Origin of the sequence: Stenotrophomonas sp. WED208, from assembly GCF_040984485.1 — a bacterium.
GTDB classification, from domain to species: Bacteria; Pseudomonadota; Gammaproteobacteria; order Xanthomonadales; family Xanthomonadaceae; genus Stenotrophomonas; species Stenotrophomonas riyadhensis.
In genome coordinates this window covers 63367-87153 of sequence record NZ_JAZARB010000001.1, presented here as the reverse complement: position 1 = coordinate 87153, position 23787 = coordinate 63367, and the positions used below count along the sequence as shown (strand labels likewise).

The 23787-nt window shown below is 68.0% G+C and carries 18 protein-coding genes; all 18 read right to left on the bottom strand.

Translation table 11 applies throughout. From position 1 onward, the window contains the following. Window position 1 precedes the first annotated feature (1 nt). A complete protein-coding gene (locus VPH47_RS00350; protein WP_110714143.1) occupies window positions 2-715 on the bottom strand; it encodes a PP2C family serine/threonine-protein phosphatase in 714 nt (237 codons plus the stop codon). Between the two features lie 5 nt (window positions 716-720). Further along, window positions 721-1320: a type VI secretion system-associated protein TagF gene (gene tagF / locus VPH47_RS00345; RefSeq protein ID WP_368849864.1), complete on the bottom strand. Its 600-nt coding sequence runs from the start codon at window positions 1318-1320 to the stop codon at window positions 721-723. Further along, complete coding sequence (tssM, locus tag VPH47_RS00340; RefSeq protein WP_368849863.1) at window positions 1310-4795, bottom strand: type VI secretion system membrane subunit TssM; 3486 nt, start codon at window positions 4793-4795, stop codon at window positions 1310-1312. Before tssM ends, tagF begins: the two co-directional genes overlap by 11 nt. A 3-nt stretch (window positions 4796-4798) precedes the next feature. After that, on the bottom strand, window positions 4799-6022 hold the full coding sequence (gene icmH, locus VPH47_RS00335) for a type IVB secretion system protein IcmH/DotU (RefSeq protein ID WP_239496589.1): 1224 nt from the start codon (window positions 6020-6022) through the stop codon (window positions 4799-4801). A 33-nt stretch (window positions 6023-6055) separates the two neighbouring features. Beyond that, complete coding sequence (gene tssK / locus VPH47_RS00330; RefSeq protein ID WP_368849862.1) at window positions 6056-7393, bottom strand: type VI secretion system baseplate subunit TssK; 1338 nt, start codon at window positions 7391-7393, stop codon at window positions 6056-6058. Between the two features lie 127 nt (window positions 7394-7520). Further along, a complete protein-coding gene (tagH, locus tag VPH47_RS00325; protein WP_368851556.1) occupies window positions 7521-8801 on the bottom strand; it encodes a type VI secretion system-associated FHA domain protein TagH in 1281 nt (426 codons plus the stop codon). Between the two features lie 64 nt (window positions 8802-8865). Further along, window positions 8866-9408: a hypothetical protein gene (locus tag VPH47_RS00320; protein WP_126928161.1), complete on the bottom strand. Its 543-nt coding sequence runs from the start codon at window positions 9406-9408 to the stop codon at window positions 8866-8868. Then, on the bottom strand, window positions 9405-11429 hold the full coding sequence (locus VPH47_RS00315) for a type VI secretion system Vgr family protein (RefSeq protein ID WP_368849861.1): 2025 nt from the start codon (window positions 11427-11429) through the stop codon (window positions 9405-9407). Before VPH47_RS00315 ends, VPH47_RS00320 begins: the two co-directional genes overlap by 4 nt. Before the next feature lie 102 nt (window positions 11430-11531). After that, the gene (locus VPH47_RS00310) at window positions 11532-14411 is read right to left on the bottom strand and encodes a protein kinase (protein ID WP_368849860.1); all 2880 of its coding nucleotides are present in this window, start codon (window positions 14409-14411) and stop codon (window positions 11532-11534) included. Further along, window positions 14405-14968, bottom strand: coding sequence for an ECF-type sigma factor (locus tag VPH47_RS00305; protein WP_110714151.1), 564 nt, complete (start codon window positions 14966-14968; stop codon window positions 14405-14407). Before VPH47_RS00305 ends, VPH47_RS00310 begins: the two co-directional genes overlap by 7 nt. Window positions 14969-15413: 445 nt before the next feature. Beyond that, window positions 15414-15701, bottom strand: coding sequence for a PAAR domain-containing protein (locus VPH47_RS00300; protein WP_197591620.1), 288 nt, complete (start codon window positions 15699-15701; stop codon window positions 15414-15416). A gap of 38 nt (window positions 15702-15739) precedes the next feature. Next, complete coding sequence (locus VPH47_RS00295) at window positions 15740-16225, bottom strand: hypothetical protein (RefSeq protein ID WP_368849859.1); 486 nt, start codon at window positions 16223-16225, stop codon at window positions 15740-15742. Window positions 16226-16282: 57 nt separating this feature from the next. Next, the gene (tssH, locus tag VPH47_RS00290; protein ID WP_368849858.1) at window positions 16283-19021 is read right to left on the bottom strand and encodes a type VI secretion system ATPase TssH; all 2739 of its coding nucleotides are present in this window, start codon (window positions 19019-19021) and stop codon (window positions 16283-16285) included. Continuing rightward, the gene (tssG, locus tag VPH47_RS00285) at window positions 19018-20085 is read right to left on the bottom strand and encodes a type VI secretion system baseplate subunit TssG (RefSeq protein WP_110714157.1); all 1068 of its coding nucleotides are present in this window, start codon (window positions 20083-20085) and stop codon (window positions 19018-19020) included. Before tssG ends, tssH begins: the two co-directional genes overlap by 4 nt. Continuing rightward, window positions 20049-21920 carry a type VI secretion system baseplate subunit TssF gene (gene tssF / locus VPH47_RS00280; RefSeq protein ID WP_180854147.1) on the bottom strand — a complete coding sequence of 624 codons (1872 nt, stop codon included), beginning with the start codon at window positions 21918-21920 and terminating at the stop codon, window positions 20049-20051. Before tssF ends, tssG begins: the two co-directional genes overlap by 37 nt. Further along, window positions 21920-22423, bottom strand: a complete 504-nt coding sequence (gene tssE, locus VPH47_RS00275; protein WP_153856971.1) for a type VI secretion system baseplate subunit TssE — start codon at window positions 22421-22423, stop codon at window positions 21920-21922. The genes tssF and tssE overlap by 1 nt, the downstream gene beginning before the upstream one ends. A gap of 9 nt (window positions 22424-22432) precedes the next feature. Further along, the gene (locus VPH47_RS00270; RefSeq protein WP_368849857.1) at window positions 22433-23242 is read right to left on the bottom strand and encodes a type VI secretion system accessory protein TagJ; all 810 of its coding nucleotides are present in this window, start codon (window positions 23240-23242) and stop codon (window positions 22433-22435) included. 3 nt (window positions 23243-23245) lie between these two features. Beyond that, complete coding sequence (locus VPH47_RS00265) at window positions 23246-23746, bottom strand: type VI secretion system tube protein Hcp (protein ID WP_110714161.1); 501 nt, start codon at window positions 23744-23746, stop codon at window positions 23246-23248. Between the last annotated feature and the right edge of the window lie 41 nt (window positions 23747-23787).

Here is a 23787-nt window from a genome sequence, read left to right as displayed (position 1 = left end):
TTCACTCCTGCCTGCACACGATGACCGCCGACACGTTGTCGCGGGCGGCGCGTCCCAGGGCCAGTTCGAACAGCCGCGCCAGCAGCACGCGTGGCTCGCGCTGGCGACGGCACTCCATATCAAGCTCGGCATCAGGGATTTCCTTGTTGACCCCGTCGCTGCACAGCAGGAACGGTGTGCCCGCGGCATGGCTGGCAACGATCCAATCGATCAGCAGGCCCTCCTGCGCGCCGACAGCCCGGGTCAGCGTGCCAGGCGCGGCCACCGCAGCAGAGCCGGCGAACTGGGTGGCGTCGTCCTTGATGCCGTGCACATGGTCACGGGTAAGCTGGCGCAGGCAGCCGTCTTCCATGCCATAGGCGCGGCTGTCCCCCACCCAGCCGCACAGCATGAAATCGCGGTCCTGCACCAGCACCACCACGGTCGAGCCGATCAGGTCCACACGCAGGTCATGCGCGCGTCGCAGCAGCTCCTGGTTGACCTGCTGCAGCGTGTCCTCGATGGCCTCGATGAAATCGACCACGTCCTCCTGCCGTGGCAGGCGCGACAACCGCTCGACGATCAGGCCACTGGCGAAATCACCAGCCGCGTGGCCACCCAGGCCATCGGCAACCACCCAAAGACCAACGTCGTCACGCAGCAGGATCGCGTCCTCGTTGAGCCGCCGTACCTTTCCGGTGTCGGTGTGGCCGGCCGATGCATAGCGGGTACCCATGGCATTCATGGCGCACGCTCTTCGAGGATGCACGGGGCATCGACCGCGGGCGGCAGTACACCGCCAACAGGCAGGCCCGGCAGCGCGCTGGGGGCATGCGCGTCGCGCCACCACAGGCTGCCACGCTGCGCCCAGCACGTCTGCCACGCGACAGGGCCGGCCTGTCCCGGCCATGCCGGTGGCAGTTCGTGACAGGCGCTGTCCAACGCATCCGGCAGCTGCAGCGCGCCCTGCCTCACCTGCGCCTGCAGCGCGTGCAGCGCGTCGAACCAGCACGCACAGGGAAGCTGCGGAGCCTGCATCGGGTCCTCAGTGGTCAGCGGCAACGCCAGCAGCAAGGGGAAGGCCCGGCCCACCCGATCACGCGATGGCGCCACCACGCCCGCCCAGCCCTGCACGTCGCAGAGCCCGGCGGCCAGAGCGAACGACCAGCCGTTGCCAGCCGTCCCTGCCACCTGGGGATGACGGGACAACTGCAGGCTGGCATGCGCATCCCAGGCCTGCACGAGCGCATCGGACAGGCGGCGCCGCGCGAAATCGCCGATACCAGGCAACTTGCCGTGGAAGCCAACCACCGGCGCCAGCGACGATGCATCAGCTGCCACAGCGGAACCGTGCCAGGTCGGCGTCATTGAACGGATGGCGCAGGTTGCGGGCCTGCAGCGGCAGCGCCGTGGAGTGGCCACCGATGTCCAGATGCAGCACGTAGCGCAGATCCGAGCGCGCCTCCAGCATGCCCGCCTGCAACGCGCGGAACAGTGCCCAGTCGCCCTGGAACTGCAGCGCGCCCAGTGGCGTGCCGGCTGCGTCGAACGCCGCTACCGAAACATGGCCGGGAGTCGGGCCCGGCCATCGCACCGGCAGGCTGGCTACGGCGCCGGCGGTATAGTCCAGCGTCTGTCCCTCGATATCGATCTGCAGCCGTGCCACGCCTTCATCCAGCTGCGGTGCCAGCAGGGTGAACTCGACCAGCGGCTGTTCGCCGCCACGGAAGTATTTCTGGCGGATCGCATCGGCCAGCTGCATGCGCGCCGGCAGCGCCGGGTCACTGCCGGGGGGGGCATCCTCTTTCCACCGCCAGGTGGGCGTACGCGTATCGAGCAGCGGCGCCAGGGTCTGCCGGAACAGGCCATCAAAACGCCCGCCGTTGCCGAACAGTTCGGCGAAATTCTGCAGCGGCGTGTCCTCGCTGGCACTGCGATCGAATGGATAGCGGTGACCGGTGAATTCACCACAGACCTGGCCCACGCTGGTGGCGACACGCTCGTCGAGCACGGCCTGGTCCTGCGCGCCGATGGCTGCGGCGCTCTGGCCGGTCAGCGCCAGCAACCAGGTCGAAACGGGTGGGGGCAGCTGCGCGGCCTGCTGCCTGGCCTGCTGCAGTCGGGTATCAACCGAGCCCGCCGCAGGGGGCGCCAGCAACCGCTCGCCCAGTTGCGCGAAGCTGGCCAGGGCCTGGTCAAGCGGCGTCGCGCCGGGAGCGCCCGCACACAGTTGGGCCAGTGCGGCGAAGTGATCGCTGATCGCTGCTCCGGCAGGGCGTGCGGCCGCCTCCCCCACGGCCGGTGCCAGTGCAGCCTGCAGCGCAGCGCCGCCGGCCCCTGCCCTGGCCAGCGCCGCCGCACCTACCTTGGCCTTCGCGGCATCTGCCGTTGCACGGGCCGCATTGCCGGCGGGCACACGCAGCAGATCCTGGGTCTGATCGCGCAGCAGCACCAGCAGCAGGCGCAGCGGCGAGGTCGGGCCTGCAATGCGTGCCAGCTGGGCGGAAGCCTCCGTATCATCAGCACCGGGTCGCAACTGCAGGTCGGCCAGCAGTTCATCCCAGGCCCGGATGTAGTCACGCTCATAGTGACGCAGGACCTGCTGTACCAGCCGCGCCCGCGCCAAGGCGTCGATCCGTTGTGGGCCAAGCACCCAGTCATCGGCAACGAAGCGCGCAACGGCGTCGTCCACGCCTTCGCGGGCAAGCTGGGCAAACACGGGTTGCGTGTAAAGCGCCGGCCACGGCGACGACAACGGCACGCCACTACGCCGCTCGAACGCGTCGGCCTGCAGGCCCAGCGCCTTGTCCAGGCGCAGCGTGGCAGGCTGGGCACGGGCCTGCAGGCTCAGATCGCTGTAGACCAGCGTCGCCAGCTCCGCTGCACGCAGGCTGGCGCGCGCCTGTTCCACGCGCACCGGATCAGGACGGATCGCGCGCAGCTGCCCCTTCGCAGCCAGCAATGCCGACAGCTGCGTGTCATAGGCGTCGGCCAGCACCGTGTCGCCGCCGAAACGGTGCCGTGCGTCGAGCCCGGCCAGCAGGCCGAGCTGCGTCGGCTGCAGGCGCGCAGGCTCGCCCAGCATCAGGTAGCCCTTCAGGTAGTAGTAAAGGCGCTGCGGATCGGACGCGCTGTCGCCAAGACCCTCGCGCAGCTGCGCGGCCACACCAGGCAACAGCGTCGCGTTGAGTTCACGCAGGTAGGCCTCACGCAACGTCCGCTGCACGGCATCCCCCTGGTACAGGCCCCAGCGCATGCGCCACGGCACCGGCTGCGTGGGGGCAGCAGCCGCCACCGCAGTGGCACTTGCCTGGCCTCGCTGCACCGCCCGCTCCAGATAGCCGCGCAGGTCGGTCGCTGCGCCCGGATCCGGCGTCTGCGGGCGCTGCTGCATCGCCTGCCGCGCCTGCAGCAGGTAGTCACGGTTGCCCTGGTAGCTGGCTGCCATCGCCGCCAGCCCTCCTGCAGACACCACCAGCACGGCAGCCTGGGCGGCCCAGTGCCAGCGCCGACGACGGCGCTGGGCCTGCGGCTGGAAGCCGGCCAGTCCGTGCTCGGGCAGCACCACTTCGCGCAGCAGCCGCTCGACGAAGAAGGTCCGTGGTGCAGCCGAAGGCGCAGGCGCGCGTGCTGCATCCAGTCCGAAGCTGCGTGCCACTGCACCGAGCATGCGGTCGATCGGCGTGCCTTCCTGCGTACCTGAAGTGAAGTACACCCCCCGCAGCAAGGGTGCGGGTGCGTAGGCATGCCCTGCGAAGGCGGACTCGATGAACTGTCGCGCGCTCTCGCCCAGAGCGGCGAACTGCGGCGGGAACGCGAGCAGCGCCGCCCGGCGGCCACGTTCGCGCTCATCGTGCAGGCGTTGCAGTACCCGCGCATTGAGCCGGTCCAGCAGTCGCGCATAGGCATCGGCGAAACTGCGCGCCGCGCTGCCATCGAGCGTCTTCTGCAACGGGAAGGTAGTGCCCCAGACCTGGCTGCGCTGGTCTGCACCCAGGTCGTCGAAGAACTCGCCGAACCCCGCCAGCAGATCGCACTTGGTCAGCACCAGGTAGACCGGCACCTGCAGCTGCAGGTGCTCGGCCAACTCATCCAGGCGCTGCCGGATCGCACGTGCATGCTGCTCGCGCTCGCCTGCATCAAGCTGCAGCAGATCGGACAGGCTCATGCTGACCACGACGCCATTCAATGGGCGCGCGCGACGGTGGCGACGCAGCAGCTGCAGGAAGTCCCGCCACCCCGCCGCGTCCACCGTACGGTCCGAATCCTGGGTGGTATATCGGCCAGCGGTATCGAGGAACACGGCCTGATCGGTGAACCACCAGTCGCACTGGCGGGTGCCGCCCACCCCGCGCACCGCATCGTTGCCAAGTCGTGCGGCCAGCGGGAACTGCAGGCCGGAATTCTGCAGCAGTGTGGTCTTGCCCGATCCAGGCGGGCCGATCAGCAGGTACCACGGCAGCTGGCCGATGCCCCCCCCACGGCGCCGGCGCAGCAGGGCCAACGCCTCCTCGAAGCGGCGCTCAAGCTGGCTGCGCTCGCTGGCGAGGCGTTGCGCCGGGTCATCCCCCTGGCGCAGCGCTTCGCCCATGCGCTGCTCGCGGCGGCGCCTGCGCCAGCGGCGCACCAGCACGATCCCCATCACCGTCAGCACCAGTACCAGCAGCACCAGCAGCCGCGCCATCACGCCCGCCAGCGGTACGCGTCCGGCAATCGCGACCCAGGGGCCGCCGAACCACACCAGCAGTGCCAGCAGCAACACGCCGGCGGCAACCACCCAGTTCACCCGGCGCAGCGCGCCCATGATTGCCTGCATGGTTCAGTCCCCCGGCTGGAACAGGATGTCGACACGGCGATTGCGTGCACGGTTGGCCGGCAACTGCGGCGGCGTCGCCAGTGGTTGCGAATCGCCCGCGCCGACGGTCTCGATCCGGGCGTGGTCGCGCAAGCCGGCGCCCAGCACATCGGCCACCGCCCGCGCGCGTGCAGCCGACAGGGCGTAGTTGTCCTTCCACAGCGCCGACCGCACGGGTTGGTCATCGGTATGGCCCACTACCACCACCCGACCCCGCAGTGGATCGATCGCACGCGCGATGGCGGCCAACAGCGGCCGCTGCGCGGCCTCCAGCTCGATACCTCCCGAACTGAACATGGCCGCAGCGTTCAGTCGTATGCGGGCACTGCCGTCAGCGGCTTCGTCCACGCTGAGAAGGCCGGCACGCTCCTCCGCTGCCAATCGCTGCTTCAGGCCCAGCGCCGGTACCTGCACGGCTGCGTTCGGTACATGGCTGACCTGCAGGCCCATCCGCGCCGCTTCGGCATTGATGGGTGCCGCCAGTGCATTCAAGCGCGCGTTCGCCCACAGGAACGCCACCAGCAGCACGCTGGCTGCAACCGCCACGCTGACCCACAGCGGCAGATGCCAACGGCCACGCCAGGTCCGCTCGGCCACGCCCTGCCAGCGCGGCGAAAGCTCTTCCGGCGGTGCGCCACGCTGACTGCGGATGCGGCGATACAGATCGTCCTGGATCGCCGACAGGCGCAGGCTGCCATCGGCCTCGATCTGGTAGCGGCCAGCGAATCCCATTGCCAGGCACAGGTACAACAGCTCCAGCAGTTCCAGATGCCGGCCCGGATCCTGCAGCAGCCGTTCAAGGATCACGAAGAACTTGGCGCCACCATAGGATTCACCGTGGAAGGCGGTCAGCAGGGTGCGCTGGGCCCATCCGCTGCGTTCGCCCCACGGCGCGTTGAGCACGGCTTCGTCGACCACCGCACACAGCACGTAGCGTGCGGTCATCACCACATCGGCCGGATAGCGCGCTTCGCGCAGCCGTGTCTCCAGACGCCGGACCTGCAGCTCGGCCTGTTCCCGCAGGCGCGCAAGGTCAGGAACCTGCGCACTGTGGCGCAGCTGTACCGCCAGCAGCAGCAGCGGCGTTGCCGCCTGCACCAGCGGGTTGAGGCTGTCACCCAGGAACTCGCTGATCTCCGCGCGCGAATCCGGTGAATCGGCAGGCGGGTTGCCGGGCCGATCCTGCATCAGCGGATTGCGCATGTCCCGTGCGTTCATCGGCTACCCCCGGATCGCCCACAGCTGCACACCCAGACCGGGAAACTCGTTGCCCAGATGCAGGGCCAGGCCACCGGCGCCACGCAGCGCTCGCCACAAGGGCGACTGCGTTTCGAACTCGAAGTAGACGTGGCCGGCGTGGTAGGGAATCTGCCGCGGTGCCACCGCCATCGGTGCCAGCCCGATGCCCGGCAACTGCAGATTGACCAGATCACGGATCTGCTCGACGGGACCAATCTTGGCGGTCGACGGCAGGCGCCGCCGCAGTTCCTCGCTGGGCAGGTCCGCGCGCACCGCGAGCACGAACTGGGCATTGTCCAGCAGGCCGGGATCAGGGATCACCGCCACCCATACCCCGAACTTGCGTTCCTGTACCGGGATCGCCAGTGCAGTCTGTTCCAGCACCGCGCTGAGGCTGCCACGCAGGGCCGCAATGATCGGTTCGAAGCTCTCGCGCAGCGCTTCGTGACGGTAAGGGGCGAACACCGGCGGGCGTTTCCTGGCTGCGGTGAACGTGCTCAGCTCGCCGGCCAGCGCCAGCAGCGCGCGATACAGTGCTTCCGGATGCAGCTGTGGCTGTGCCGCCCAGTGCGACAGCACCGGTTGCCAGCGATTGACCACCTGCAGCAGCAGGAAGTCGGCGATCTCCGCAGCGCCACCGCGATCAGTGACCGCTACCCGCGCCGCCAGCGCCTCACCGCGCTGATGCAACAGACCCAGCAGTTCGACCAGGAAGGTTGCCAGTCGCGGCGACGACGCACTGGACGCCACGCTGGGAATGAAGGCCTCATCGAGCACCACGCGGCGATCCGCCCGGGTTTCCACCACGTGCGCCACCGCGATCCGGGCCAATCCTTCCTGCGGTTGCGATTCGGGCAGCAGGCGCGCGTTGAGGCTGCCCACCTCCATCAGCACGCGCTCCTCCACGCTTCCGGATGCATCCAGCGCTTCACTTTCGCGCACCCGGTAGCGGTACAGCTGATCACCGGGTGATTCAGGACGTCCCACATCCACCTGCGATGCCAGGCGCAACGGCAGGGTCAGGTAGATCGTCTGGTCGCGACCGTTGGGATCGAGGTCGAGTGCGGCCGGCAGTGGGTCATCGGCTGGCATCGCGAACGGCGTGCCATCGGGGAACACCCCGCGCGCACGACGCAGGCCGAGCTTGCCGACCGCCAGCAGGTCACTCTCCAGTTCCAGTTCGGTGAAACCCCAGGCGCGTGACGGCGGCTGCGCGACGCGCAGGTCGACGTAGCGCTCCAGGTAGCGCTCCTGTTGCTGCAGGTGCTGTGGCCGCAGGAACAGCCCCTCGCTCCATACGACCTTGTTGTTCTGGGTCATCCGTGCGGCTCACAGGTGGCGGCGGGACACGGCGCATGCGTGGGCGATGCGCGAACACGCCACGACCCCATGCGCCAGCTGCCCGCGATTGTCGGCAGCAACACCGGTGTCGGCCCGACAATTCGTCTCAGCCCGGGCGTGGACCACCACTGCTGCGACTGCTGCGATAGCGAGCCAGCTGCGTTTCATAGGCCCGCGCGAACTCATCGCCGAACAAGCGGCGGAAGCAGTCGTCCGGATCCTTGACCATGCGCTGGAAGTTCTCGCGATAGCGGTCCCAGTAGCGTCCCTTGCCGGCGAACGCCAGACGGCGACCGTTGCCATCGGCCTCCTGCTCGATCCGGTCGGGACTGAAGTGGAACAGCATTGCCTCGTAAGCGGCGCGCATGCCAGCCAGCATGGCCATCTGGTGGCAGCGGATGTCATCGAAGGCATCATCGAACGCCGCAGCGCCGCTGAGGAACGCACCACCGGCGGGCGCCGACAGCTTCTGCATCGCCTCCTGCGTGGTGGCGGCGAACTTCAGTGGATTGTTCTCCGAACGCTGGATCACGGTGACCGGAAGGCGGAAGGTGTTCTTGATTTCCGCACGGGCGCGCAGCACGTCCATCACCCCTTCCACCACGATCGCAAACACCCGGTCCAGATCTTCCGGCATCGCTGCCCCCGGCGTGCGGGCGGGGGCAGCGGCGGGCGCCGATGGCGCTGCCGCACTGAAGTCTCCCTGGGTCAGATCCCAGTCGTCGGGCAACTGCTGCGTCGCCTGTACCGGTGCGGGCGGACGGAAGTGATCGTGGCTGGCGGCGGCGTGGTGCCAGCCATCGGCGTCACTGCGCGGCGGTGCGGGCGCTGCTGCACTGGCGGGCAGCAGACGCAACGGATCCAGTTCGTCCTGCGGCGCCAGTGCCAGGTCCGCCACCATGGCATCCGGTGCTGCGGAGGCCCCTCCCGCCGCGCGTCCCCACAGCACGTCAAACGGATCCTCCAACACAGGCACGGCTGCACCCTCGTGCCGTGGCAGCGCGGCCACCACCACCTGGGTCAGGTCGGGATTGCCGGCGTCTGCGCCCGGCAGCGGCATCGACGATGGCCCCACGCTCTGCAGGCGGACATCGATCTCGAAACTGTCCAGCTGCAAGCGGTCACCGTCGCCAAGTGCAGCCGGCTCGCCACGCACCAGCGCCTGGCCGTTGAGCAGCAGCCCGTTGGTGCTGCAGTCTTCGATGAAGTACATGCCGTTGAGGAAGCGCACCACCGCGTGGGTGCGCGATACACCCGAGGCAGGCAGCACCCAGTCACACTCGTCGGAACGGCCCAGGCTGCCCCCACCCTGCATGAAGACCTTCTGTGCCGCGGGCCCGAACTGCGCGGCCTGGCGGCCACTGACGGTCAGGATCAGATTGTGGATGGCATTCACAGCGGCGGTGCTCCGTCAGCAACGTCAACGTAGGCGTCATGGGTGGAACAGCGGTTCATCGCGCCGCGTCCAGCAGCGCCAGAGCCTGCTCGGCATAGCCACGCCTGCGTTGCTGGAAGGCCTGCGGCTGCTCGGCGGCAAGCAGGCCCAGCGCTGCGACGGCGGCGCACGCCACCAGATGGTCCGGCGGCACCACCACCACCGGTTGCCCTGCCGGTGCCAGACTGCCTTCGGCCCAGCCGGCACTGGCTGCCAGCCAGGCACCCACGCTGCGGTAGCCACCGGCATTGGCGAACTCGAAGGCAGCACGGCGGTTACCTTCACTGGGCTCGCGCAACCAGCGCTCGGCCAGCATGGCCCCCGCACGTGCTTCCGGCGCCAGCGTTTCACCACGTGCGCACTGGCACAGCCAGGCCACCACGTAGCGCTTGGGCAACAGGCGCGCGGCCAGCTGCAACGCGGCCTGCACGTAGCCGGCCTGCAGCAGCACCTGTACTGCCTGGGCCGGCGGCAGCCCGGGCGCCAGCACCGCACAGGCCTGCGCGTCGATCTGCATGTCCGCACAGGCCTGCGCGACCGTATCCATGTGCATGCTCATCCGATCGTCACCAACGCGGCGGCCAGCTTGGCCAATGCGTCACCGGACAGGGTCAGCATCGGTGCCTTGACCTCGGCCATCGCCCCACCCTGCACCTGCAGGGTGGCGTCGGAGTGCATCTTCAGGCTCGCCCCCGCACCGATATCCATGCTGGCGCCCGCCTTGATGCGGACTTCCACGCCTCCTTCGATCTCTACCGTGCTGTTGCCACCGATGCGCACGTTAACGCCCTCGACCGCGATGTCACCGGCGCTGTTCATCACGATGCGCGAGGCGCCGGTGACCAGCTCGATCTCCTGCCCAGCCTCCAGCCGGAAGCGTTGGCCGACGTGGATCCGCGCATGGGTGCCCACGTCCAGCGAGTCTTCATTGTCGACCTTGATGCTGCGGTCGTGGCGGATCGTGGCACGCTGGTCATGCTCGACGGTGAGGGTCTGGTCGTTGCCGATGGTGGCCTGCTGGTCATGGCCGACCTTCAGGGTGCGGTCATGCTCGGCCTCCACATGCAAGTCGCGTTGCGCGTGCAGGCGCAACTCCTCGGCGCCCTTGCGGTCCTCGAAGCAGATCTCGTTGTAGTCATCCGCGCCCCCATCGGGATGGCTGCGGCTGCGGATGCCCGAGCGCGTCCGCTGTTCCGGCAACGCATAGGGCGGCACGTGGTCCGCATTGAAGACGCTGCCGACAATGAGAGGCCGGTCAGGGTCGCCCTCGAGGAACGCGACCAGTACTTCCTGGCCGACCCGCGGCAGGCACTGCGCCCCCCACCCCTTGCCCGCCCAGGACGTCGCCACGCGTACCGGGCACGAAACGCGACCATGGCTGCGGGCCGCGCGGCTCCAGTGGAAATGCACGTTCACCCGTCCCTGCGCATCCACGGCAATGTCCTCGTCGTTGTCGCCAGCCACGATGGCGCTCTGCAGGCCGGCAATGCGCGGCCACCGCGTGTCGGCCAGCGAACGGTACGGCACGCGACTGTCGAGTACCTGCAACCGGCACTGCAGTGATGGACCCGCACTGGCCGTTACCGAACCGGGAGCCGCCTCGATGACGTCAAGCTCGCTGGCCACCACCAGGTACTGCCGGTTGCAGCCGGTCTGCGGACAGCCTTCGAGTTCGAACAGATGGCCGGCACCCAGGTTCCAGGCGCGGGTGCGGCCATGCCACTGCGCACGTGCGGCCTGCTCGGCTTCAACGCGCACCTGTGCCCGCTGCCGGCCCTGTTCCGCGCTCTGCTGCCGGCCATGGCCGCGGTAGATGGAACGCGTACCGGCACCGTCATCGCGATCGGCCTGCGCCTCTCCCAGCAGCACCGCGCGCGGCTTCGCCGGATCGAACTCATCCAGCTGCCAGTGCGTCGGGCGCAGCTGGTGCTGCTGCTGCCAGTCGGCCATGCCCGGTGCTCCCAGCGCCGGCGGCTCGCGCTCGGCCTGCCAGGGCAGGCGCTCGAACGGTGCCACGGTGGCATGGGCGCCCAGGCCATCGGCAAGCACCAGCGTGTGGCGATCTGCAGCGTGCTCGAAGTAGTAGTAGAGGCCTTCCTGCTGCAACAGCCGATGGATGAAGTCCAGGCTCGGCTCATCGTACTGGACACAATAATCGCGCACGACAGGATGGCCCCCCAACTGCAGCCGCACATCGGTGCAACCGATCTCCGACAGCAGCGTGCGCACGATGTCTGCCACTGATTGCCCGGAGAATATGCGGCTGTCGTGCTGCTGGCCAAGCAGCCACAGACGCGGCACCAGGGTGACTTCGATCGCGGTGAAGCGTTCATCGCCAACCTCGCGCTGCCCCAGCAGGGCGACGGCCGCGACGATGCCATGCAGATGGCGGCTGCCATTGTCATGCACCAGGCTGATGCCGAACGGGGTGCCAAGCAGGCGGGAGGGATCCGGCGGATCTCCACTGCACAGTGCCGACAGCACATAGCGGTAGGGTTGGCCGAGCGACTCGCGGCCCTGAAGCTGCTGGAAGCGCAGTCGTCCGCCCAGGTCCGACTGCAGGGAGATCGTGCGCGCCATGCCCGTCCACGGTGGAGAAGATTCGTCCGGCCCGCGCGGGTGCTGGCCGGATCCGCGACCGGATGCTCCCACGCGTTGCCGGTGCGCAACCGGCATTTCGTCTCACCGGCCGAGGCTGCCCGGCTCCCCCGGTTCCTTCAGCGCCCTCAGTGCTTCGTCGCGCACGCTGCGCTGCGATGTATTGAGCGTTGCCGGGTCCCGTGCGATCACCGGATCGAGATAGTGCCGTTCGATGTCGGCCATCGCCTCGGTGGCATGCATGCGCTTGAGCACGGCGTAGAGCCGCGACGCGCTCTCCGTCGTATGCGCGTCGAGCACGCCGCGGCTGGACGCGCGCAGTTCCAATGCCTTGGCATGGGCATCGCGCGCGGCCGGCAAGCGGCCGGCACGGTTCTCGACCCGCCCCACCACGTCCCAGGTCGCCGAGATCAGGCGGTAGTCGTCCGGCATCAGCCGTTGGTTGCCTTCCAGCGCGGCATACGCCGCCTCGCGCGCCTCATCGTAGTGATCGGTCCTGGCCAGCATGCTGGCCAGCCCGCCCAGGGTGAACAGCGTGTCCGGATGCATCCGCCCAAGCGTGCGCGTGCGCTGCTGCAGCAGTTCACGCTGCAGCTGCACGGCACGCTCGAAGCGCTGCGGATCATCCTGCTTGGCCAGCACCCGGATCAGCTCCGCCTTGGTCTGCAGGGCATCCGGGTGGTCGGGCCCCAGCACGCGCTGCTGCTCGCCCAGCAGGTGCTCCATGAAGGCCTGGGTCTGGGTGAACGCCGGCTCGGCCTGTGCCAGGCGCACCATGTTGAAACCCTGCAGGGCCGCCGCCGCAAGCGTGTCGGGATGCTCGGAGCCGAGGCTGCGCTCGCGCCGCTGGCGCACTTCGCTGGCCAGCGCCAACGAGTTTTCGTACTCGTTGAACGTATTCTGCAGGCGCGCCAGCATCAGCATCGCCGCCAGCGTGCGCGGTGCGTTGTCACCAAAACGCGCGCGGAACCGGGGCAGCAGGGGCTCCAGCCGCGCCAGGGCCTCTTCGCGGCGGGTCAGCTCGCTGAGCGTGGTCACCATGCCCAGCTCCAGTTCCAACAGCGCGGGGGCGTCCTTCTCAAGCCGCGGCGTCCACGCCGTGACCAGGGCCTGCTGCCGCTGCAGCGCCTTCCCCAGTTCTCCCTGCCCCGCCATCACCTGCGCCTGCTGCGCGCCCACCCGCAGCCACAGCGGATTGTCCGGCGCCAGCTCCGGCCGCTGGAGTGACAGGGCTTCGTCCAGCAGGCCGCGCGCCTCGACCAGGTTGCCGCGGCGATACAGCGCATCGGCCAGATCAGCCAGCGCCGATACCAGGCGCAGGCCGCCTGCATGCTGCTCGCGCTGCACCGACAGCACCGACTGCAGCTCGCGCACCGCTGCCGGGTAACGGCCGATCGAAATCAGCACACGGGCCAGCGACTGGCGCAGGTCCGCAGACAGGGATGGATCATCGGCAAAGTCCTGCTGCAGGCGATCCAGTGCATGGGCCACCACGTAGCGCTCCAGCAGGTCACGGGCGATGTCCGAGGCCGGAACCTTGGCCCGCAGTGCTTCCAGATCCAGCGGCGCGTCAGCTGAATCCTGCAACGCCCGCTGCATCGCCTCGCCGTTGGCCGCGGCCATCGCATGCCCCATCGCATCGACGTCCACGCTCTGCAGCATCTCCTGCTGGAATTCGACCATGCGCTCCAGTTGCTGCTGGCGGTGACTGGCCACGGCCTGTTGGCTACGCGCCTGCTGCAGCGCCCACAGCGATGCCGCCAGGCCAACCACCACGCAGCCCAGGGTCAAGGCCGCCAGGACCACCGGCAACCGATGCCGCTGCAGGAACTTGCGGGCCACCAGCAACCGCTGCTGGCGTGACACCAACGGCGGAATGTTGCGACACCAGCGGTCGAGGTCGGCCAGCAGTGCCGATACACCGTCATAGCGCCCCGAGCGCTGCGGGTCGGTGGCACGACGCACGATGGCATCCAGGCCTTCCTCCAGAGCCCGCCGCAGTTCACGCCGGCTGCACTGGCAGGACGCAGCCATCCCGGCCTGCGCCTCGACCGTCAGAGCGAGGAACACTGCCAACGGCGACAGCGGCTCCGGCATCCGTGCCGGTGGCCGTTGCCCGCACAGCAGCTCATGCAGCATCGCGCCCAGCGAGTACACGTCACTGCGCGCGTCGATATCGATCTCCAGGCCTGTCTGCTCCGGGCTCATGTAGCCCGGCGTGCCGCCGGACCAGCGATCGGTATCGTCATGGCTGCCGGCAATGGCGATGCCGAAGTCGATGATCTTCGGCTGCGGTGCGCCATCCACGGCACCCACCAGCACATTGCTCGGCTTCAGGTCGCGATGGATCACACCCTTCTGGTGTGCATGCTGCACGCCCTGGCAGACCTGCATCATCAGCCGCACCCGCAGGTCCAGCGGTGCGCGACGCTGGGCGCACCAGCGGTCGATGCCCTCGCCGTCGATGTACTCCATCACCAGGTAGGGACGTTCGTTCTCATGCATCCCCGCGTCATAGATCTGCGCGATGGCGGGGTGATGCATCTGTGCCTGCATCTGGCATTCGAACTCGAAGAACGCTCGGCTTTTCTCATCCAGCCCCGGGTTGGCCATCATCTTGATGGCCACCTGCTGCCGATAGGCGCCGTCGGCACGATGGCCAAGGTAGACCCGGCCCATGCCACCCGTGCCGATCATCGCGTCTACCGCCCACGGGCCGCAGCGGGTACCCGGTGGCAGGATCGGGGGCGGTTCGCGGCCGATCTCGGAGACCGCCTGGCGCAGCGGCACCCGCAGGCGCACCGTAGCTTCGGCCTCCACCGCCAGCATCGCCTCCAGTTCGCGACGCAATGGCGGGTCATGTCCGACCTCCGCCTGTACGAACGCCGCACGCGCCGCGCCGCTCAGTGCGCTGGCCCGGTGGAAGAGACTTTCCAACTGGCGCCAGCGCTCCAGGCTCAGCATGACGACAACCGTGCGGCCAACCAGACGCGCACGAAACGCAGATCGCGCTCAGCGGTGGGAATGGAAATGTCCAGCAGATTCGCGGTTTCAGCCACGGTCAGCCCGACCAGTTCGGTCATCGCGAACGCACGCGCCTTGCGGGCATCCAGCCTGGCCAGCTCATCGAACGCCTCGGCGATGCTGAGCAGGTCCACCGGCTGCACGCCGGGATCGACCAGCTTCACCGTCAGCGTGACCTGCTGCCCGCGTCGCTTGCCACGATCGCGCATGCGCGCAAGGTCCACCAGAAGGTGGCGCATCTGCAACGATGCCACTGCATAGAAATGCCCGCGCGATGCGAAGCCATGCTCGCGTGCCGACAGCCGCATCCAGGCCTCGTTGACCAGCTCGGTGGGCTGGAAACCATCGGCCACGCCACGTGCCAGGCTGCGCACCGCGATCTGGTGCAGTTCGTCGTAGACCAGTCGCGCCAGCGTATCGCTGGCCGGTGCTTCGCCGTCCTGCCAGCGCGCAAGCAGGTGGGTGATGCCCTCGGCGGGCGGCAGCGTGTCATTCATGGCAATCCCTCGCTCGACGCCGGACGCGCCGCCATGCAGGGATGCATGGCGAAACGCTGCCCGCCCGCAACGAAGAGACGTCGCGCTGGCCGCTGGGGCGACAGTATCGGGAGGGCGGTCATCCGGGACGTAGCCGCGGATCCCCAGGCGCGGCGCGGTCGATCCTACGCGAGCAAAGCGTGTAGAAATAGTCAGGACGTGACGCATATAGGCTGAATTCTCCGACCGTGTGAAGGAGTATCAGGCGGCGATTCGTCTCACTTGAACGCGATGACGGAGATTTGGATCGACCTAAAGTGGTCACGCATCACAGAAGCCAGCGGTACGGGCGATCTCCATATGTCCCGGCGATCGTTGCATCGTCTGACCGGGATTGACCCGAAGCCTTTGGGAAATGTCCGCAGATGTCCTGGTGGTGGCCTTCGTGCACCAGGTACTGGCGTGCTCAGCCCACCAGTACCGTGAAGCACCCGATTACGATCACACCGCCATGCGCGGTGCTGTCACCCAGGCGCGCCGCCGGTTGGCCCTTGATGAACACCTTCACCGAGCCTTTGATGATGCTGTCGGGCGGACCGACGCAGATGCACAGATCACCCACCCGTGCGGCAGGCAGGCCACCTATCAGCACGGTTGGCGCACCGGGTGCCGTGATCGGGCCACCGACGTGGGGAACCACCCCGGTGACCATCGGGCAGGTGTGGAGATCGGTGAGGCGGGCGGCGGGTTGCATCCGGGAATACCTCCATGATTGTTCCCATATTGTTGGTATCAGGGATGGAACAACCTCCTGTAGTGCTTCACTCCAAGTGTCGTCATGAAGTGACGGGCGAATTTCTGGCAGTTGTTATGGAAGAGCTGGTAGGTCCCTCCGCAGACGCCTATTGCCTGGTTGTAAGCTGCCAGCAGTTGTACGTTGGTTACGGTGCTTGGATTCGGCGCATAACTGGTGCTGATGTTGTATCCACTTGAAGATGGTGCCGCTCCGGGCCCGCCTATCACCGCCGCTGTACCCTGGTTGTCGAACAGGCCAAAGTGGAATAGATCAACACCGTTCGGATCCTGGATCTGGATGTGACTGTGATGTACCGCAGAGCCTGGGGCCGTCGGCTTCCATACATGCAGTGCACGATAGTTCCCCGGTGCCAGCCCAGTGAGCTGACCGGCAATGTTGAACACGCCGGCAGCGACGTTGTTGCTGTCCTGGCTGCTCTCGCTTGGTGTCTGCGCGCTCGTTGATCCGATTACTCCACACATCGTTGTTCTCCTCGATCGTCGGGAATCTGCTGATGCTCAGATGTGAGCTATCAGCGGTCATGAAAATTGATAGTGGAACGCGCAATCCACGCCATGCACCGCCACGCGGGCTGGATTCCCGTCGTCTGCCCCCCGCAGGAGGAACTCCCGACTGATCGCCGGCAACATCGAATTGGTCAATATCGCGTCGATCATCCGCCCACCCGATTCGCCTTCGGTGCAACGGCTCACCACCAGTTCCACCACCGAGTCGTCGTACTCGAACGGAATGCGATAGCGTGCCTCCACCCGCTTCTTGATGCGGTTCAGCTGCAGCCGCACGATGCGACCCAGCATGTCCGCGCTCAGCGGGTAGTACGGAATCGCCACCAGCCGCCCCAGCAGCGCCGGCGGAAACACCTTCAGCAGTGGCGCGCGCAATGCCTTGGCCATGCTTTCCGGGTCGGGAACCAGTTCCGGATCGGCGCACAGGCTGGCGATCAGTTCGGTGCCGGCGTTGCTGGTCAGCAGGATCAGCGTGTTGCGGAAGTCGATGCGGCGGCCTTCGCCGTCTTCCATCCAGCCCTTGTCGAACACCTGGAAGAACAGTTCGTGCACGTCCGGGTGCGCCTTCTCCACCTCGTCCAGCAGCACCACCGAGTACGGCTTGCGGCGCACTGCTTCGGTCAGCACACCACCCTCGCCATAACCCACATAGCCCGGCGGCGCCCCCTTCAGTGACGACACCGTATGTGCTTCCTGGTACTCGCTCATGTTGATGGTGATCAGGTTCTGCTCGCCGCCGTACAGCGCCTCGGCCAGCGCCAGCGCGGTTTCGGTCTTGCCCACGCCAGAGGTGCCCGCCAGCAGGAACACGCCGATCGGCTTGTCCGGGTTGTCCAGGCCTGCGCGGCTGGTCTGGATGCGCTTGGCGATCATCTCCATCGCATGGTCCTGGCCGATCACGCGTTGGCCAAGCAACTCCGGCAGTCGCAGAACGGTGTCGATCTCGTTGCGTGCCATGCGCCCGACCGGAATGCCGGTCCAGTCGGCCACCACCGCCGCCACCGCCTGGTGATCGACCGTCGGCAGGATCAGCGGTGCCTCGCCCTGCAGTGCCGCCAGTTCGGCCTGTACCAGCTGCAGTCGTGCCAGCAGCACATCACGGTCGCGTGCCTGCACCGGTACCGAGGCCACCACGGCATCGCCATCGGCCTGTGCCGCCGCCGCTTCCAGTGCGCTGCCGGTACCTTCCACGGGCACGTTGCCGCTGCGCAGCTGTGCACGCAGGTCCAGCAGTTCATCGACCAGCGCTTTCTCGGCCTGCCAGCGCTGCTCCAGCCCGGACAGGCGCTGCTCCTCGTCGGCCAGTGCCTGCGCGCAGGTCGCGCCGCGCTCGGCCACCACGATGCCGATCGCGGATTCGCGGTCGATGATCGCCTGCTCGGTCTGCAGCGATTCAATCCGCCTGCGGCTGTCGTCCACCTCCGCTGGCACTGCGTGCAGGCTGACCGCCACGCGTGCGCACGCGGTATCGAGCAGGCTGACCGACTTGTCCGGCAGCTGCCGCGCCGGGATGTAGCGATGGCTCAGCCTGACCGCAGCTTCCAGCGCTTCATCCAGGATCTGCACCTGGTGGTGCTTCTCCATCATGCTGGCCACGCCGCGCATCATCCGCACCGCACGCGCCTCGTCCGGCTCCTCCACCTGCACCGCCTGGAAACGCCGGGTCAGCGCAGGGTCCTTCTCGATGTACTTCTTGTACTCGGCCCAGGTGGTGGCGCCCACCGTGCGCAGCGTGCCGCGCGCCAATGCCGGCTTCAGCAGGTTGGCCGCATCGCCGGTGCCGGCCGCGCCCCCGGCACCCACCAGCGTGTGGGTCTCGTCCACGAACAGGATGATCGGCGCCGGGCTGGCCTGCACTTCGTCGATCACCGCACGCAGGCGCTGCTCGAATTCACCCTTCATGCTGGCGCCAGCCTGCAGCAGGCCAACGTCCAGCGCGCGCAGCTGCACATCCTTCAGTGCAGGGGGCACGTCGCCGCGCGCGATACGCTGGGCGAGGCCCTCGACCACGGCGGTCTTGCCGACCCCGGCTTCGCCGACCAGGATCGGGTTGTTCTGCCGCCGCCGCATCAGGATGTCGACCACCTGGCGGATCTCATCATCGCGGCCGATGATCGGATCGAGCTTGCCATCGCGGGCCTGCGCGGTCAGGTCGCTGGTGAACCGCGCCAGCGCTTCCTGCTTGCCCATCGCAGCGGGTGCGATGGCACCGCTGGCGTCACCCGGTGCGGCGGCATTGCCCAGCGCGAAGCCATCGGTCGGTCGCTGCCCCTCTTCCGGCGAGCCCGCGATGATGCCGGCCAGGCCCTCGCTCAGCGCTTCCGGCCTGAGCTTGTCGAACTCGCGCGAGATCGCCGACAGCCCGCTACGCAGGCTGCGGCTGGAGAGCATGCCCAGCAACAGGTACGCACTGCGCACCTGCGCTTCGCCGAAACCCAGCGACGCCTGGATCCAGGCGCGTTCGACCGCCTCCTCCACCGCGCTGGACAGATCGGTGACACCCCCCGCTCCGCGCGGCAGGCGCTCCAGCGCATCGGTGACGTCACGCGCCAGCCGCGCCGGGTCCAGCTGCGCATGGCGCACGATGCGGTGCAGGTCCGAATCCTGCAGCTGCAACAGCTGGTGCAACCAATGCACCAGCTCCACGTTGGGGTTGCCGCGCAGCTTGCAGAACACGGTGGCACTTTCGATGGCACGGTAGGCAAGCGGGTTGAGCTTGCCGAACAGCGCACTGCGGCGGATCTCGGTCATGGCAGGGGTCCAGGTCGGTCGGTGAAGGCCATCGCGGCGCGCGGATGCACGACCACGTCGTCGGCGTCGGCCACGCTCCAGGCGCGTCGACCCAGCCAGGTGTCCAGGCCAAGGCGCCCACTGCGCGCCAGGCGCAGCGTCGGCACCTGGTCGGCGCGCAGCAGCAGCTGCACGTCCCAGGCCTGGGTGTCGCCGCTGTGGCTGCGTATCAGGGCCGCCAGGCGTGGCAGCTGCGTGCCACCCGGCAACCAGTGGCGGAAGCTGGCCAGGTCAAGCGGGCCGATGCGCAGGCGGAAACGATGCTGGCACCCGCGCACCTGCGCGCCCAGCACCGCACTGTGGCCCAGCCGGTTGCTGCGCACCCCCAGGTGCAGCTGCGCGTCCTCGGGCAGGCGCATCCATTCGGCGATGAAGCCGATCACCTGCGCGGGCACCTGCAACGCCGCTTCTGTCAACGCACGCAGGCCCCCGGCATTGCGCGCCATCGGCAGCAGGTGCCCGGCGTGATGGCGGCGGAAGTCATCGTCCAGCGCATCACGGCGCTGCAGTGCGGGGGATGCGATGCCGACCAACGCCCCCAGGTACAGGCGGAAGCGGTCGTCCTCTGGCCGGTCGGCCTGTACCACGGGTTGTGCATCGGCCCAGGCGCGGTAGAACACGCTCATGAGCCGGTGATGGAACAGGTCGGCGAACGCCACCAGGCTGTCATCGCGTGCGCTGCGCTGCCGCTGCAGTGCGTACTCGGTCAGGTGCAGTGGCAGGGGACCATTCGGTCCGAACAGGCCGAAGCCGAACATGCGCAACTGCGGTGGGCACGTGCGGGTTGCCGGAACCACCGCATCGACATCCCGGGGAGCGAAGGCCAGGCTCGGTGCCTGCCGCAGCCGCAGCGGATCCTCCTCCGGGCGTGTCGAGCACCCCCAGCGCGGCAGGTGCGGGTGCGTCCGTTCCAGCAGGCGCAGCGCGGTGAACGCCTCGAACGCGTGCGGTGCCGCGGCCAGCGCCTGCAGCAGCGCAGCGCGCGCGTCTACAGCGCCAGCAGCGCGCCCGGTCTGGCCGTCCATCGGGCCACCTCATTGCGTTCAACGGTGCGCAGCACGGTTTCGGTGAAGGCATTGATCGAAACGTAGCGTGCGAAGAACTGGCGCATCACTGCCGCCAGCAGATAGGCTCCGGTTCCTTCGAAAGCAGCATCCTCGCAGGTCAGGGTGATCTCCAGCCCACGGCCGAAGGTGATCGGGCCGGGCACCGGGATGCGGCGTACGATCGAACGCGCTGAGACGCCCCGCAGTCCCTCCAGCTGGCGCTGCGCGCCGGCGTCGTGTGGATCGCAGTACAGCGCCAGCATTTCGCGCAACGCATCGGTACCGCGTGCGTCGCCGTCCTCGAACAGCGACAGGTAGTTCAGCTGCAGGTGGCTGAGCAGTTTCCAGGCACTTTCGCCGCCGTCGCCGGCCGGCCGTGGACGGGTCGGTCCGGCCACGCAGCGGATCGCGGTGACCGGTGCACCATCGTCCAGGCTGAAGTCGGTGCGTCCCTTGCCCACCGGCATCTGCAACGGCAGGTCACGGTTGCTGCACAGCAGCTGCAGCCCCAGCTGGCGCAGCCGGCTGGGGAAGGGTCGATCGGCAGCATCGACCAGGCTGATGAATACCTCGCTGCCCACGTAGCTGGAGCGTGCGCCCTGCCGCCGCTGGCGAGCCGACAGCTGGCGCGGCTCGCGACGCAGCGTGTAGTACGCGCCTTGCGGATCGTGCCAGGTACGTGCCTGGCTGCCATAGAACGGTGCAAAGCGCTGCTCGGGCGACTGGCCGTCACCGTAGCCGTCCACGGCGGTGACGCTATGCACTTCCAGGTCCAGCGGCCGGGTACGGTCGGGCAGCACATGGTATTCGTGGCGTCCGGGCGACAGATGCACGCGGTCGGCCGCCTGCGGAAACAGGTTGATGGCCGGCGTGCAGTACAGGCGGACGTTGTCCACGCCCAGCGCATTGTGCAGGCCGGGCTCACTGCGATCGAACAGGATCACGACCTCCAGCTGGTTGCCGGTGGCGCGCTGCAACACCGGCTTCAGCCCGGTCAGTTCGACGAACAGGAACCGCTCCGGGCAGGCGAAATACTCCTGCAGCAGCCGGTAGCCACTGAACGAACGCCCGTCATACGGCAGCAATGCCTGCGTGTCGTCGAAACCGACCGGCTGCAGGGCTTCAGCGGGCTGCCAGTGGGCCGGACCTCCCGCACGCAGCCAGCAGCCACACGCGTTGCCCATCAGCTGCTCATACAGCCGCCGTGGCAGGCCATCGGTGCCGGCCAGGAACAACGGCAGGCGATCCAGCGACAACGTCGCCAGCGGTACGCCCGCCTGTGCCTGCAGGCGCAGGCGCAGCCCCGCACGCGCCGCGCTGTCGGTAGGAATTGCGACCTCCGCCGCCGCCAATGCCGCCGGATTCTCGAAATAGCGCGCTTCCACCAGCTGCAATGGCCACAGCGTCACCTCATGCGCGGTACGGTATTCACAGGCCGTGCGCTCGCCGGCCACTGGCGTGGCAACGAGGCGGCTGTGGCGGGGCACACGGTGGCCCGCGGCCAGCTTGGCGTCCTTCAGGTCCGGCTGCAGCTGCACGACCGCCATGGAAGGGACCGGCGCCAGGAAGTGCGGATACACCATCTCCAGCAGGTGCTGGGTGAACACCGGGAACTGCGCATCCAGCTTCACCTGCACGCGAGCGGCAAGGAAGGCAAAGCCTTCCAGCAGGCGCTCGACATAGGGATCGGCACACTCCATGCCATCCATGCCCAGGCGCCCGGCGATCTTCGGAAACTCGCGGGCGAACTCCGCGCCCATGCCACGGATGTGCTGCAGCTCGCGGTTGTAGTGGCGGAGCAGGCGCGGATCCATCAGGCATTGCCCTCGACCAGGTCCATGCGGCCGGTCTCCAGGTCCACTTCGGTCTTCAGGTAGAGATTCAGCGGGATCGGCTGCGCCCACATTTCCGAGCGGATGTCGAACACCAGCGAGCGCCGGTCCATCCGTTGCGCGTTGGCCTGGACGGTCACCTGCAGCGTGTGTGCGATCAGGCGCGGCTCGAAGGCGAGGATGGCCTCGCGCAGCCGCCGCTGCAGCGTCGCGACATCCAGTCCGGCCAGCTCCAGCCCGGTCAGGTCCGGAATGCCATAGTTGAGCACCGAACCGGCGACGTCGGTCATGTCCTCCAGGCGCGTGCTGGCCGCCAGGTGCACGCTGTTGAGCAGCCACGACAGATCGCGCATCACGCACTCGCGCAGTCGGCTGGCAGAGATCACCCGCTGTTCGCGGCTTTCGTCGCGCTGCAGCGGTGCATCGTCGGTCAACCGGTCCAGCAGGGACGGCTGCAGGCGCTCGGTGGTGGTCAGCTCGGCCATCGGCGCATCTCAGTCCGCACGCTGCAGCCGCAGCTGCCGTATCTGCAGCAGGGGATGGTCACCGCTGTCGGTGGCCAGCATGCGTTGGCCACTGCCGATGCCGTGCTCGTCCCATTCACTGCGCCGGGCCAGCTGCAGGCCGCTGTCATCGCCGGCTTCGCTGCCCGGGTAACGTACCGGCAAGAACGCACGCAGCGCAGTGCCCTGGCGCAGGTGCAGTTCGGCCGGTGCCCAGACCAGGTCACGCAGGTCTTCGGGAGGATCGATGCGCAGTTCAGCCAGGCCATCCAGCGGCAGCCACGCATAGCCGCTGGGGGTGATCACTTCCAGGCAGGGACCGAAACGCGGGTCGGCATCGGCGATCCACTCGAACGGCTCGCCATCACAGTCACCCGCGACTGCCGGTGCCTGCGAGAACGCCTGTTCGCGCAGATCAATGGCTGCGTCGATGTGGCCCTGCTGCTGCAGCTGCACGGCCTGCAGCAGCGGCGCCAGCCAGGGCTGCGGCGTGCCCAGTACGGGCGGCAGGCGCGTGCCGGCGAATACCTCGGCACGCACCTGCTCGGCACACAGCAGGGCGTGGCCGGCACTGCCCAGCAGCGACAGGCTGGCATCCAGCTGCACGGCCGCCTGCAGCTGGGCCTCGGCCCGTTGCCACTGGCCGAGCACGGCCAGCAGCTGGAACAGGAAGACACGTTCAGCGGCGGCGGTCGGTGCGGCACGCACACGTTCGCGCTGCGCCTGCAGCGCGCCGCCCAGGTCACCGGCCCGCAGCAGGTCCACGGCCGGTGCGGTATCGGTGGTGGGCGGCACGTTCATGCATCAGCCCTTGGCCACGGCCTGCATGTCGTAGGTGAAGGTCTTGGCCGCGCCGTCGGCGGTGCCGTCGGGCTTCTGCGGCTGGAACCCGTACTGGAACTTGCCGAAGTGCAGGGTGACGTTCTCGGTCAGGCGGTCCTCGCCACCGGAGCCGCCGGTGGATACCGAAGTGATCAGCACGCCGTTGGACAGGTGCAGGGTCACATAGTCGGTCTGCTCGCCGGTGGCGTTGGTCACGTACAACCACGCCTCCTCGAGGCGTGCACCGGTGCTGGCAGCCTGCAGCAGCGCGTTGGAGCTTTTGTCTACGTACTTGGTGATGGAGATGTCCTGGACGTGTGCCTTGCCACCGGAGCTGACCCCGCCGCTGTGCAGGTCGCCGCTGTTGCTGACGCCCCACGACCAGGCCAGTACCGGAATCTCGTTCTTGTGCTTGGCGTGGGTCGAGCCACCTTCGATGGTGACGCTGCCACCCTGGAACTTCAGATGCATGTCGAATGCCATGGAACTGCTCCTTCAATCGGCTGTCGAATCGGTTCGCCGGC

What these genes read in the sequence shown, in the direction of transcription:
- VPH47_RS00315 (WP_368849861.1), bottom strand. Translation starts at nt 11,429, where the DNA reads ATGGCGCGCACGATCTCCCTGCAGTCGGACCTGGGCGGACGACTGCGC.
- VPH47_RS00310 (WP_368849860.1), bottom strand. Translation starts at nt 14,411, where the DNA reads ATGCTGAGCCTGGAGCGCTGGCGCCAGTTGGAAAGTCTCTTCCACCGG.
- VPH47_RS00350 (WP_110714143.1), bottom strand. Translation starts at nt 715, where the DNA reads ATGGGTACCCGCTATGCATCGGCCGGCCACACCGACACCGGAAAGGTA.
- tssH (WP_368849858.1), bottom strand. Translation starts at nt 19,021, where the DNA reads ATGACCGAGATCCGCCGCAGTGCGCTGTTCGGCAAGCTCAACCCGCTT.
- VPH47_RS00305 (WP_110714151.1), bottom strand. Translation starts at nt 14,968, where the DNA reads ATGAATGACACGCTGCCGCCCGCCGAGGGCATCACCCACCTGCTTGCG.
- tssK (WP_368849862.1), bottom strand. Translation starts at nt 7,393, where the DNA reads ATGACCCAGAACAACAAGGTCGTATGGAGCGAGGGGCTGTTCCTGCGG.
- VPH47_RS00265 (WP_110714161.1), bottom strand. Translation starts at nt 23,746, where the DNA reads ATGGCATTCGACATGCATCTGAAGTTCCAGGGTGGCAGCGTCACCATC.
- tssF (WP_180854147.1), bottom strand. Translation starts at nt 21,920, where the DNA reads ATGGATCCGCGCCTGCTCCGCCACTACAACCGCGAGCTGCAGCACATC.
- tssE (WP_153856971.1), bottom strand. Translation starts at nt 22,423, where the DNA reads ATGGCCGAGCTGACCACCACCGAGCGCCTGCAGCCGTCCCTGCTGGAC.
- tssG (WP_110714157.1), bottom strand. Translation starts at nt 20,085, where the DNA reads ATGGACGGCCAGACCGGGCGCGCTGCTGGCGCTGTAGACGCGCGCGCT.
- VPH47_RS00320 (WP_126928161.1), bottom strand. Translation starts at nt 9,408, where the DNA reads ATGAGCATGCACATGGATACGGTCGCGCAGGCCTGTGCGGACATGCAG.
- VPH47_RS00295 (WP_368849859.1), bottom strand. Translation starts at nt 16,225, where the DNA reads ATGTGTGGAGTAATCGGATCAACGAGCGCGCAGACACCAAGCGAGAGC.
- icmH (WP_239496589.1), bottom strand. Translation starts at nt 6,022, where the DNA reads ATGCAGGATCGGCCCGGCAACCCGCCTGCCGATTCACCGGATTCGCGC.
- VPH47_RS00300 (WP_197591620.1), bottom strand. Translation starts at nt 15,701, where the DNA reads ATGCAACCCGCCGCCCGCCTCACCGATCTCCACACCTGCCCGATGGTC.
- VPH47_RS00270 (WP_368849857.1), bottom strand. Translation starts at nt 23,242, where the DNA reads ATGAACGTGCCGCCCACCACCGATACCGCACCGGCCGTGGACCTGCTG.
- tssM (WP_368849863.1), bottom strand. Translation starts at nt 4,795, where the DNA reads ATGCAGGCAATCATGGGCGCGCTGCGCCGGGTGAACTGGGTGGTTGCC.